The sequence below is a fragment of the Escherichia sp. MOD1-EC5433 genome, assembly GCF_002966005.1.
Taxonomy (GTDB): Bacteria; Pseudomonadota; Gammaproteobacteria; order Enterobacterales; family Enterobacteriaceae; genus Escherichia; species Escherichia ruysiae.
On sequence record NZ_PTRL01000002.1, the window covers coordinates 476,409 to 488,916 of the forward strand.

The window sequence follows — 12,508 nt, forward strand, 5'->3', positions numbered from 1 at the left end:
CTTAGCAGGTGAGTTATCAGAATTTTTTGCAGGGCAATGTTACAACGGAGGAATAATAAAGGCGACCCATAGTCGCATGGTGTCGCCTTCTTTACTTTTGTTACTGATTTGTAAAATTATTTTGCGTCAGCTAAACCGTCGAGGTAGCGTTCAGCATCAAGTGCCGCCATGCAGCCTGTACCGGCGGAAGTAATGGCCTGGCGATAAATATGATCCATCACGTCACCTGCCGCAAAGACGCCCGGAATGCTGGTCTGGGTGGCATTACCATGAATACCCGATTGTACTTTGATGTAGCCGTTTTCCAGTTCCAGTTGCCCTTCGAAAATGGCGGTATTCGGGCTGTGGCCGATAGCAACAAACAGACCGGCAACGTCGAGTGACTCGATGTTATCGCTGTTTTGCGTATCGCGAAGACGAACGCCAGTGACGCCCATCTGATCGCCGGTCACTTCTTCCAGCGTACGGTTGGTGTGCAGAATGATGTTGCCGTTCTCCACTTTATCCATCAGACGCTTAATCAGAATTTTTTCTGCGCGGAAAGTATCGCGGCGGTGAATCAGGTGTACTTCAGAAGCAATGTTAGACAGATACAGCGCCTCTTCAACAGCGGTATTACCGCCGCCGATAACCGCAACCTTCTGATTGCGATAGAAGAATCCATCGCAGGTCGCACAGGCAGAAACCCCACGCCCTTTAAAGGCTTCTTCTGAGGGCAGGCCGAGATAGCGTGCAGAAGCTCCGGTAGCAATAATCAGCGCATCGCAGGTGTACTCGCCGCTGTCGCCAGACAGACGGAACGGACGATTCTGCAAATCCACTTTGTTGATGTGATCAAAGATGATTTCAGTTTCAAATTTGGTGGCATGTTCATGCATGCGTTCCATTAATAACGGACCGGTCAGATCGTTTGGATCGCCTGGCCAGTTTTCCACTTCCGTGGTGGTGGTCAGTTGGCCGCCTTTTTCCATGCCGGTAATCAGCACGGGTTGCAGGTTGGCGCGCGCCGCGTAGACAGCAGCGGTATAGCCCGCCGGGCCTGAACCCAGGATAAGCAGTTTACTGTGTTTGGTCGTGCCCATGAGATCCCCATAGTTGTTGGCAGACAATGGGCAGGATTGTAGGGAATTTACAGACGTAAAAAAAGAGTATGACGATTTTGTTAACGATTTGTGCAATCGTCAGAAGCGATAAGCGTGTCAAATTCTTCTGTCATTATCACGCCTGCTACTTAATTTTTTCGGTTTATAAGCCGATTAAATGATGATTAAACGCGACTGTTAATGAATAACTGGCATGTTGTACTAAAAAACGATGTTTTGCTTTGACAATCACCTGGCGTTTTGCGAAAACATTCGAGGAAGAAAAAAACAGTATTCTTATATGCGCATAATCATGCATGTAAATACCATGTTTACCGTGCTAGTGAAATCTACGCATGGCGTGGACAGACGCCATTCGTGATGTCGATAGCGGCCTCCAGGCAACGGTCTTCTCACCGTAGACCCAGGCATTGCGCGCCGTGAATCTTAATGATTTCGGTCTATCGTGACGGGTAGCGACTCTGAACAGTGATGTTTTCAGGGTCAGACAGGAGTAGGGAAGGAATACAGAGAGACAATAATAATGGTAGATAGCAAGAAGCGCCCTGGCAAAGATCTCGACCGTATCGATCGTAACATTCTTAATGAGTTGCAAAAGGATGGGCGTATTTCTAACGTCGAGCTTTCTAAACGTGTGGGACTTTCCCCAACGCCGTGCCTTGAGCGCGTGCGTCGGCTGGAAAGACAAGGGTTTATCCAGGGCTATACGGCACTGCTGAACCCGCATTATCTGGATGCATCACTTCTGGTATTCGTTGAGATTACTCTGAATCGTGGTGCTCCGGATGTGTTTGAACAATTCAATACCGCTGTACAAAAACTTGAAGAAATTCAGGAGTGTCATTTAGTATCTGGTGATTTCGACTACCTGTTGAAAACACGCGTGCCGGATATGTCAGCTTACCGAAAGCTGCTGGGGGAAACTCTGCTGCGTCTGCCTGGCGTCAATGACACACGGACATACGTTGTTATGGAAGAAGTCAAGCAGAGTAATCGTCTGGTTATTAAGACGCGCTAACACGGAACAGGTGCAAAATCGGCGTATTTTGATTACACTCCTGTTAATCCATACAGCAACAGTACTGGGGTAACCTGGTACTGTTGTCCGTTTTAGCATCGGGCAGGAAAAGCCTGTAACCTGGAGAGCCTTTCTTGAGCCAGGAATACACTGAAGACAAAGAAGTCACATTGACAAAGTTAAGCAGCGGGCGCCGACTTCTGGAGGCGTTGCTGATTCTTATTGTCCTGTTTGCCGTCTGGTTGATGGCAGCTTTATTGAGTTTTAACCCTTCGGATCCTAGCTGGTCGCAAACGGCCTGGCATGAGCCTATCCATAATTTAGGCGGGGCACCTGGTGCGTGGCTGGCCGATACCCTGTTCTTCATTTTTGGCGTGATGGCTTACACCATCCCCGTCATCATTGTCGGTGGCTGTTGGTTTGCGTGGCGTCATCAGTCCAGCGACGAATACATTGATTATTTTGCCGTTTCGCTACGTATTATTGGCGTGCTGGCGCTCATCCTTACCTCCTGTGGTCTGGCAGCCATTAACGCCGACGATATCTGGTATTTTGCCTCCGGTGGCGTAATCGGTAGCTTATTAAGCACCACGTTACAGCCTCTGCTACACAGCAGTGGGGGAACAATTGCGCTGCTTTGCGTCTGGGCAGCGGGCCTGACGCTGTTTACCGGCTGGTCCTGGGTGACTATTGCCGAAAAACTGGGCGGCTGGATTTTAAACATTCTCACCTTCGCCAGTAATCGTACCCGTCGCGATGATACTTGGGTTGATGAAGATGAGTATGACGATGACGAAGAGTACGAAGATGAAAACCACGGTAAACAGCATGAATCGCGCCGTGCTCGTATTCTTCGTGGCGCGTTAGCGCGTCGTAAACGCCTGGCGGAAAAATTCATTAATCCGATGGGGCGGCAAACGGACGCTGCGTTGTTCTCCGGCAAGCGGATGGATGATGAAGAAGATGTTACCTACACTGCGCGCGGAGTAGCGGCCGATCCTGATGACGTCCTGTTTTCGGGCAATCGTGCAACGCAGCCTGAATATGACGAATACGATCCTTTATTAAATGGTGCGCCGATTACCGAGCCTGTAGCTGCCGCAGCGGCTGCAACCACGGCGACGCAAAGCTGGGCCGCGCCGGTTGAACCTGTTACTCAGACGCCGCCTGTTGCCTCTGTTGATGTTCCACCTGCGCAACCTACTGTATCCTGGCAGCCTGTACCGGGGCCGCAAACGGGCGAGCCGGTTATTGCTCCTGCAGCAGAAGGTTACCCACAGCAGCCACAATATGCGCAGCCTGCGGTGCAATATAATGAGCCGCTGCAACAGCCTGTACCGCCACAGCAGTCATACTATACGCCTGCAGCGGAACAACCTGTGCAACAACCTTACGACACCCCTGCGCCTGAACAGCCGGTTCAGCAACCATATTACGCGCCTGCAGCGGAACAACCGGTTCAACAGCCGTATTATACATCTGCACCGGAACAGCCGGTGGCAGGTAATGCCTGGCAAGCCGAAGAGACGCAATCCACTTTTGCTCCACAGCCTACATACCAGGCGGAGCAAACTTACCCGCAGCCAGCCGTTCAGGAGCCGTTGTACCAACAGCCGCAACCTGTTGAACAGCAGCCTGTCGCGACACCGGAGCCTGTTGTAGAAGAGACAAAGCCTGCGCGTCCGCCGCTTTACTATTTTGAAGAAGTGGAAGAGAAGCGTGCCCGTGAACGTGAACAACTTGCGGCCTGGTATCAACCAATTCCTGAACCGGTTAAGGAACCAGAACCGATCAAATCTTCGCTGAAAGCACCTTCTGTTGCAGCAGTACCTCCAGTAGAAGCCGCTGCCGCTGTTTCACCGCTGGCATCGGGCGTGAAAAAAGCGACCCTGGCGACGGGAGCCGCAGCGACGGTTGCTGCGCCTGTTTTCAGCCTGGCAAATAGCGGTGCGCCGCGTCCGCAAGTGAAAGAGGGCATTGGCCCGCAGTTACCTCGACCGAAGCGTATCCGCGTACCAACACGTCGTGAACTGGCGTCATATGGCATTAAGCTGCCATCGCGGAGAGCGGCGGAAGAAAAAGCCCGTGAAGCCCAGCGCAACCAGTACGATTCTGGCGGGCAGTATAACGATGATGAAATCGATGCGATGCAGCAGGATGAACTGGCTCGTCAGTTTGCCCAGACGCAGCAGCAACGCTATGGCGAGCAATATCAACATGATGTGCCAGTGAACGCGGAAGATGCAGATGCTGCGGCAGAGGCTGAGCTGGCTCGTCAGTTTGCCCAGACTCAGCAGCAGCGTTATTCCGGTGAACAACCGACTGGGGCGAATCCGTTCTCGCTGGATGATTTCGAATTTTCACCGATGAAAGCGTTAGTGGATGATGGTCCACACGAGCCGCTGTTTACGCCAATTGTTGAACCTATTCAGCAGCCGGTAGCACCGCAGCCGCAGTATCAACAGCCGCAGCAATCGGTAGCGCCGCAGCCGCAGTATCAACAGCCGCAGCAACCGGTAGCACCGCAGCAGCACTATCAGCAGCCGCAGCAACCGGTAGCGCCACAGCCGCAGTATCAGCAGCCGCAACAACCGGTAGCACCGCAGCATCACTATCAGCAGCCGCATCAACCGACAGCACCACAGCCGCAGGATACCCTGCTTCATCCGCTGTTAATGCGCAATGGCGACAGTCGTCCGCTACACAAACCGACGACGCCGTTGCCTTCTCTGGATTTGCTGACGCCGCCGCCGAGCGAAGTGGAACCCGTAGATACCTTTGCGCTTGAACAAATGGCGCGTCTGGTAGAGGCGCGCCTGGCTGACTTCCGCATTAAAGCCGATGTCGTCAACTATTCTCCGGGGCCAGTTATCACTCGCTTTGAGCTGAACCTGGCACCGGGCGTAAAAGCTGCGCGTATTTCTAACTTGTCACGTGACCTGGCCCGTTCGCTATCAACTGTGGCGGTTCGTGTCGTTGAAGTTATTCCGGGTAAACCTTACGTAGGTCTGGAGTTACCTAACAAAAAACGCCAAACCGTTTACCTGCGCGAAGTGCTGGACAACGCTAAGTTCCGCGATAACCCATCGCCATTAACGATAGTGCTGGGTAAAGATATCGCTGGTGATCCGGTCGTTGCCGATCTGGCAAAAATGCCGCACTTGTTGGTTGCGGGGACTACCGGTTCCGGTAAGTCTGTCGGTGTGAACGCTATGATTCTGAGTATGCTCTATAAAGCGCAGCCGGAAGATGTGCGTTTCATTATGATCGATCCGAAAATGCTCGAGCTTTCAGTTTATGAAGGTATCCCGCACCTGTTAACGGAAGTCGTGACCGACATGAAAGATGCTGCCAACGCTTTACGCTGGTGCGTCAACGAAATGGAGCGTCGATATAAACTGATGTCGGCTTTGGGTGTACGTAACCTGGCGGGTTATAACGAAAAAATTGCTGAAGCTGACCGTATGATGCGCCCAATACCAGACCCGTACTGGAAACCGGGCGACAGTATGGATGCTCAGCATCCGGTGCTGAAAAAAGAGCCTTATATTGTTGTTCTGGTGGACGAATTTGCCGACCTGATGATGACGGTGGGTAAAAAAGTGGAAGAGCTGATTGCACGTCTGGCGCAAAAAGCCCGTGCCGCAGGAATCCACCTCGTACTGGCAACGCAACGTCCATCAGTTGATGTTATTACAGGTCTGATTAAAGCGAATATTCCAACTCGTATCGCCTTTACGGTATCCAGTAAGATTGACTCGCGTACCATTCTTGATCAGGCTGGTGCCGAATCGTTACTGGGAATGGGCGATATGCTCTACTCCGGGCCGAACTCCACCATGCCGGTACGTGTTCATGGTGCCTTTGTTCGCGATCAGGAAGTTCATGCCGTGGTGCAGGACTGGAAAGCGCGTGGTCGTCCGCAGTATGTCGATGGCATCACTTCCGACAGTGAAAGTGAAGGTGGAGCCGGTGGTTTCGATGGCGCAGAAGAGCTGGATCCGTTGTTCGATCAGGCGGTGCAGTTTGTCACTGAAAAACGCAAAGCGTCAATTTCAGGCGTACAGCGTCAGTTCCGCATTGGTTATAACCGTGCGGCGCGTATTATCGAACAGATGGAAGCGCAGGGGATCGTCAGCGAACAGGGTCACAACGGTAATCGTGAAGTGCTGGCTCCACCGCCGTTTGACTGATTAGGGCATTGTAGGCCGGATAAGACGCGATAGCGTCGCATCCGGCACACTATCAACTGAAAATTCAGTATTTTCTTCTTTCCTCAAGCTGATTATTAGCCTGGAATAGAGAGTAGAGGGAACTCCCGTTTGGGAGTGACGTAATTTGAGGAACCATGATGAAAAAAATTGCCATCACCTGTGTATTACTCTCAAGCTTTGTGGCGAGCAGCGTTTGGGCTGATGCCGCAAGCGATCTGAAAAGTCGCCTGGATAAAGTCAGCAGCTTCCATGCCAGCTTCACGCAAAAAGTGACTGACGGTAGCGGCGCTGCAGTACAGGAAGGTCAGGGCGATCTGTGGGTGAAACGTCCTAACTTGTTCAACTGGCATATGACTCAACCTGATGAAAGTATCCTGGTTTCTGACGGTAAAACACTGTGGTTCTATAACCCGTTCGTTGAGCAGGCTACGGCAACCTGGCTGAAAGATGCTACCGGTAATACGCCGTTTATGCTGATTGCCCGCAACCAGTCCAGCGACTGGCAGCAGTACAATATCAAACAGAATGGTGATGACTTTGTCCTGACGCCAAAAGCCAGCAATGGCAACCTGAAGCAGTTCACCATTAACGTGGGGCGTGATGGCACAATCCATCAGTTTAGCGCGGTGGAGCAGGACGATCAGCGCAGCAGTTATCAGTTAAAGTCCCAGCAAAATGGCGTTGTGGATGCAGCGAAATTTACCTTCACCCCGCCGCAAGGCGTAACGGTAGATGACCAACGTAAGTAGAGGCACCTGAGTGAGCAATCTGTCGCTCGATTTTTCGGATAATACTTTTCAACCTCTGGCCGCGCGTATGCGGCCAGAAAATTTAGCACAGTATATCGGTCAGCAACATTTGCTGGCTGCGGGGAAGCCGTTGCCGCGCGCTATCGAAGCCGGGCACCTGCATTCTATGATCCTCTGGGGGCCGCCAGGTACGGGTAAAACGACCCTTGCCGAAGTGATCGCCCGCTACGCAAACGCTGATGTGGAACGTATTTCTGCCGTTACCTCTGGTGTGAAAGAGATTCGTGAGGCGATCGAGCGGGCGCGGCAGAACCGCAACGCCGGACGCCGCACCATTCTGTTTGTCGACGAAGTGCACCGCTTCAACAAGAGCCAGCAGGATGCTTTTCTACCGCATATTGAAGATGGCACCATCACTTTCATTGGCGCGACGACTGAAAACCCCTCGTTTGAGCTTAATTCGGCGCTGCTTTCCCGTGCCCGCGTTTATCTGCTGAAATCCTTGACGACCGAGGATATTGAGCGAGTACTTACTCAGGCAATGGAAGACAAAACGCGCGGCTATGGCGGGCAGGATATTGTTCTGCCAGATGAAACACGCCGTGCGATTGCTGAACTGGTGAATGGTGACGCGCGTCGGGCGTTGAATACGCTGGAAATGATGGCGGATATGGCCGAAGTCGATGGCTGCGGCAAACGCGTTTTGAAGCCCGAATTGCTGACGGAAATCGCCGGTGAGCGTAGCGCCCGCTTTGATAACAAAGGCGATCGCTTTTACGATCTGATTTCCGCGCTGCATAAATCTGTGCGTGGTAGTGCACCCGATGCGGCGCTGTACTGGTATGCGCGCATTATTACTGCTGGTGGTGATCCGTTATATGTCGCGCGTCGCTGCCTGGCGATAGCGTCTGAAGATGTCGGTAATGCTGATCCACGTGCGATGCAGGTAGCGATTGCTGCCTGGGATTGCTTTACCCGCGTTGGTCCGGCAGAAGGCGAACGCGCCATTGCCCAGGCGATTGTTTACCTGGCCTGTGCACCAAAAAGTAACGCTGTGTATACCGCGTTTAAAGCCGCGCTGGCCGATGCTCGCGAACGTCCGGATTATGACGTGCCGGTTCATTTGCGTAATGCGCCGACAAAATTAATGAAGGAAATGGGCTACGGGCAGGAATATCGTTACGCTCATGATGAAGCAAACGCTTATGCTGCCGGTGAGGTTTACTTCCCGCCGGAAATAGCACAAACACGCTATTATTTCCCGACAAACAGGGGGCTGGAAGGCAAGATTGGCGAAAAGCTCGCCTGGCTGGCTGAACAGGATCAAAATAGCCCCATAAAACGCTACCGTTAATGTTATCGTTGCGGTAATGTTGTTACTGTATCCCTGTGGTCGCAGGCTGTGGCCACATCTCCCATTTAATTCGATAAGCACAGGATAAGCATGCTCGATCCCAATCTGCTGCGTAATGAGCCAGACGCAGTCGCTGAAAAACTGGCACGCCGGGGCTTTAAGCTGGATGTAGATAAGCTGGGCGCTCTTGAAGAGCGTCGTAAAGTATTGCAGGTAAAAACGGAAAACCTGCAAGCGGAGCGTAACTCCCGATCGAAATCCATTGGCCAGGCGAAAGCGCGCGGGGAAGATATCGAGCCTTTACGTCTGGAAGTGAACAAACTGGGCGAAGAGCTGGATGCAGCAAAAGCCGAGCTGGATGCTTTACAGGCTGAAATTCGCGATATCGCGCTGACAATCCCTAACCTGCCTGCAGATGAAGTGCCGGTGGGTAAAGACGAAAATGACAACGTTGAAGTCAGCCGCTGGGGCACCCCGCGTGAGTTCGACTTTGAAGTTCGTGACCACGTGACGCTGGGTGAAATGCACTCTGGCCTCGACTTTGCAGCAGCGGTTAAGCTGACCGGTTCGCGCTTTGTGGTGATGAAAGGGCAGATCGCACGTATGCACCGCGCATTGTCGCAGTTTATGCTGGATCTGCATACCGAGCAGCATGGCTATAGTGAAAACTATGTCCCGTATCTGGTTAACCAGGATACGCTTTACGGTACAGGTCAGTTGCCGAAATTTGCTGGCGACCTGTTCCATACCCGTCCGCTGGAAGAAGAAGCAGACACCAGTAACTACGCGCTGATCCCAACGGCAGAAGTTCCGCTGACCAACCTGGTGCGCGGTGAAATCATTGATGAAGATGACCTGCCGATTAAGATGACCGCCCATACTCCATGCTTCCGTTCTGAAGCCGGTTCTTATGGTCGTGATACCCGTGGTCTGATCCGTATGCACCAGTTCGACAAAGTTGAAATGGTTCAGATCGTGCGCCCGGAAGACTCTATGGCGGCGCTGGAAGAGATGACCGGTCATGCAGAAAAAGTCCTGCAACTGTTGGGTCTGCCGTACCGTAAAATCATCCTTTGCACTGGCGACATGGGCTTTGGCGCTTGCAAAACGTACGACCTGGAAGTATGGATCCCGGCGCAGAACACCTACCGCGAAATTTCTTCCTGCTCTAATGTCTGGGACTTCCAGGCGCGTCGTATGCAGGCACGCTGCCGCAGCAAGTCTGACAAGAAAACCCGTCTGGTGCATACCCTGAACGGCTCCGGTCTGGCTGTTGGCCGTACACTAGTTGCGGTAATGGAAAACTACCAGCAGGCCGATGGTCGTATTGAAGTACCAGAAGTTCTGCGTCCATACATGAACGGACTGGAATATATTGGCTAATACCCAATTTTTCTGAATCTAAAAAGCGCCTGCGGGCGCTTTTTTTGTCTCCCTTTGATACCAAACAATAATTACTCGTTACTTAAGCGCAATACTACTTACGAGTGAAAATCTACCTATCCCGTTGATTTTCAAATCATTCGATGTATACAAACCTATATAGCGCCAGCTATAAAAATAATTACACAATACGGTTTGTTACTGGAATTAATCGTGAGCAAGCTTGAGTGAGCCATTATGAAAACGAAAATCCCTGATGCGGTATTGGCTGCTGAGGTGAGTCGCCGTGGTTTGGTTAAAACGACAGCGATCGGTGGCCTGGCGATGGCCAGCAGTGCATTAACATTACCTTTTAGTCGAATAGCGCACGCTGTCGATAACGCCATTGCGGCAAATTCTGACGAGAAGGTTATCTGGAGCGCATGTACAGTTAACTGCGGTAGCCGCTGCCCACTGCGAATGCATGTCGTGGACGGTGAAATCAAATACGTCGAAACGGATAATACCGGTGATGACAATTACGACGGCCTGCATCAGGTACGCGCCTGTCTGCGTGGGCGTTCGATGCGTCGTCGCGTTTATAACCCAGATCGCCTGAAATATCCGATGAAACGCGTCGGGGCGCGCGGTGAAGGCAAATTCGAGCGTATTAGCTGGGAAGAAGCCTACGACATTATCGCTACTAATATGCAGCGACTGATTAAAGAGTACGGTAACGAATCCATCTATCTGAACTATGGCACCGGTACGCTGGGCGGCACAATGACCCGTTCCTGGCCACCGGGAAATACCCTGGTCGCGCGCCTGATGAACTGCTGCGGCGGTTATCTGAACCATTATGGTGATTATTCCTCCGCGCAAATTGCAGAAGGGCTGAACTATACCTATGGTGGCTGGGCGGATGGCAACAGCCCGTCAGATATCGAAAACAGTAAGCTGGTGGTGCTGTTTGGTAATAACCCGGGCGAAACGCGAATGAGCGGTGGCGGGGTAACTTATTACCTTGAACAGGCTCGTCAGAAATCAAATGCTCGCATGATCATCATCGATCCGCGCTATACCGACACCGGTGCCGGGCGTGAAGATGAGTGGATCCCGATTCGTCCGGGGACAGATGCCGCACTGGTTAACGGTCTGGCGTACGTCATGATCACCGAAAATCTGGTTGATCAGGAATTCCTCGATAAATATTGCGTTGGCTACGACGAGAAAACCCTGCCAGCCAGTGCGCCGAAAAATGGTCACTACAAAGCCTATATTCTGGGTGAAGGGGCAGACGGCGTTGCCAAAACGCCGGAATGGGCATCGCAAATCACTGGCGTTCCGGCAGACAAAATCATCAAACTGGCACGTGAAATCGGCAGTACCAAACCGGCGTTTATCAGCCAGGGGTGGGGGCCGCAGCGTCACGCTAATGGTGAAATCGCTACTCGTGCTATCTCAATGCTGGCAATTCTGACCGGCAACGTCGGGATTAACGGTGGTAACAGCGGCGCGCGCGAAGGTTCATACAGCTTACCGTTTGTGCGGATGCCGACTCTCGAAAATCCGATCCAGACCAGCATTTCCATGTTTATGTGGACCGATGCCATTGAACGTGGCCCGGAAATGACGGCGCTGCGTGATGGTGTTCGCGGGAAAGATAAGCTGGATGTGCCGATCAAGATGATCTGGAACTATGCCGGTAACTGCCTGATTAACCAGCATTCAGAAATTAACCGTACCCATGAAATCCTTCAGGATGATAAGAAGTGTGAGCTGATTGTGGTTATCGACTGCCACATGACATCATCCGCGAAATACGCTGATATCCTGCTGCCGGACTGCACCGCTTCCGAACAGATGGACTTTGCGCTGGATGCATCCTGCGGGAATATGTCTTACGTGATTTTCAACGATCAGGTGATTAAACCGCGCTTTGAATGTAAGACCATCTATGAAATGACCAGCGAACTGGCAAAACGTCTTGGCGTTGAGCAACAGTTTACGGAAGGTCGTACTCAGGAAGAGTGGATGCGTCACCTGTATGCGCAGTCGCGGGAAGCGATCCCTGAGTTGCCGACCTTTGAAGAGTTCCGCAAGCAGGGGATCTTTAAAAAGCGCGACCCACAAGGGCATCACGTTGCTTATAAAGCCTTCCGTGAAGATCCGCAGGCTAATCCACTGACCACGCCATCGGGCAAAATTGAGATCTATTCCCAGGCGCTGGCTGACATTGCCGCTACCTGGGAATTGCCGGAAGGCGACGTGATCGATCCACTGCCGATCTACACGCCAGGTTTTGAAAGTTATCAGGATTCGCTGAACAAACAGTATCCGCTGCAACTTACAGGTTTCCACTATAAATCTCGCGTTCACTCCACCTACGGCAACGTAGACGTGCTGAAAGCGGCTTGCCGCCAGGAAATGTGGATCAACCCGCTTGATGCGCAAAAACGTGGTATCAGCAACGGCGATAAGGTCAGGATCTTTAACGATCGCGGTGAAGTTCATATTGAGGCGAAAGTGACGCCACGAATGATGCCGGGCGTGGTCGCACTGGGCGAAGGCGCCTGGTATGACCCGGATGCAAAACGTGTCGATAAGGGCGGTTGTATCAACGTACTGACCACTCAACGTCCGTCTCCTCTCGCCAAGGGGAATCCGTCGCATACAAACCTTGTTCAGGTTGAAAAGGTGTAAGGAGT

7 protein-coding genes are annotated in these 12,508 nt (G+C 52.1%); 6 read left to right on the top strand and 1 reads right to left on the bottom strand.

Annotation, left to right across the window (positions count from 1 at the left end; all coding sequences use genetic code 11):
- Positions 1-116 precede the first annotated feature (116 nt).
- A complete protein-coding gene (trxB, locus tag C3D30_RS06810; protein WP_000537426.1) occupies positions 117-1,082 on the bottom strand; it encodes a thioredoxin-disulfide reductase in 966 nt (321 codons plus the stop codon).
- Positions 1,083-1,626: 544 nt separating this feature from the next.
- On the opposite strand from trxB, the gene lrp reads away from it, so the two are divergent.
- The 6 genes from lrp to dmsA all read left to right on the top strand — a co-directional run bounded on the left by lrp (position 1,627) and on the right by dmsA (position 12,503).
- The gene (gene lrp / locus C3D30_RS06820; protein ID WP_000228473.1) at positions 1,627-2,121 is read left to right on the top strand and encodes a leucine-responsive transcriptional regulator Lrp; all 495 of its coding nucleotides are present in this window, start codon (positions 1,627-1,629) and stop codon (positions 2,119-2,121) included.
- A 134-nt stretch (positions 2,122-2,255) separates the two neighbouring features.
- Positions 2,256-6,314 (top strand): DNA translocase FtsK, encoded by a 4,059-nt coding sequence (gene ftsK / locus C3D30_RS06825; protein ID WP_105286644.1) that lies wholly within the window; start codon positions 2,256-2,258, stop codon positions 6,312-6,314.
- A gap of 158 nt (positions 6,315-6,472) precedes the next feature.
- Positions 6,473-7,084 carry an outer membrane lipoprotein periplasmic chaperone LolA gene (lolA, locus tag C3D30_RS06830; RefSeq protein WP_105285195.1) on the top strand — a complete coding sequence of 204 codons (612 nt, stop codon included), beginning with the start codon at positions 6,473-6,475 and terminating at the stop codon, positions 7,082-7,084.
- Positions 7,085-7,094: 10 nt separating this feature from the next.
- Positions 7,095-8,438 (top strand): replication-associated recombination protein RarA, encoded by a 1,344-nt coding sequence (gene rarA / locus C3D30_RS06835; protein ID WP_105286645.1) that lies wholly within the window; start codon positions 7,095-7,097, stop codon positions 8,436-8,438.
- Positions 8,439-8,528: 90 nt separating this feature from the next.
- Positions 8,529-9,821, top strand: coding sequence for a serine--tRNA ligase (gene serS / locus C3D30_RS06840; protein ID WP_000886683.1), 1,293 nt, complete (start codon positions 8,529-8,531; stop codon positions 9,819-9,821).
- 237 nt (positions 9,822-10,058) lie between these two features.
- The gene (dmsA, locus tag C3D30_RS06845) at positions 10,059-12,503 is read left to right on the top strand and encodes a dimethylsulfoxide reductase subunit A (RefSeq protein ID WP_105286646.1); all 2,445 of its coding nucleotides are present in this window, start codon (positions 10,059-10,061) and stop codon (positions 12,501-12,503) included.
- Positions 12,504-12,508: the final 5 nt, after the last annotated feature.

What these genes read in the sequence shown, in the direction of transcription:
- trxB (WP_000537426.1), bottom strand. Translation starts at nt 1,082, where the DNA reads ATGGGCACGACCAAACACAGTAAACTGCTTATCCTGGGTTCAGGCCCG.
- lrp (WP_000228473.1), top strand. Translation starts at nt 1,627, where the DNA reads ATGGTAGATAGCAAGAAGCGCCCTGGCAAAGATCTCGACCGTATCGAT.
- lolA (WP_105285195.1), top strand. Translation starts at nt 6,473, where the DNA reads ATGAAAAAAATTGCCATCACCTGTGTATTACTCTCAAGCTTTGTGGCG.
- serS (WP_000886683.1), top strand. Translation starts at nt 8,529, where the DNA reads ATGCTCGATCCCAATCTGCTGCGTAATGAGCCAGACGCAGTCGCTGAA.
- dmsA (WP_105286646.1), top strand. Translation starts at nt 10,059, where the DNA reads ATGAAAACGAAAATCCCTGATGCGGTATTGGCTGCTGAGGTGAGTCGC.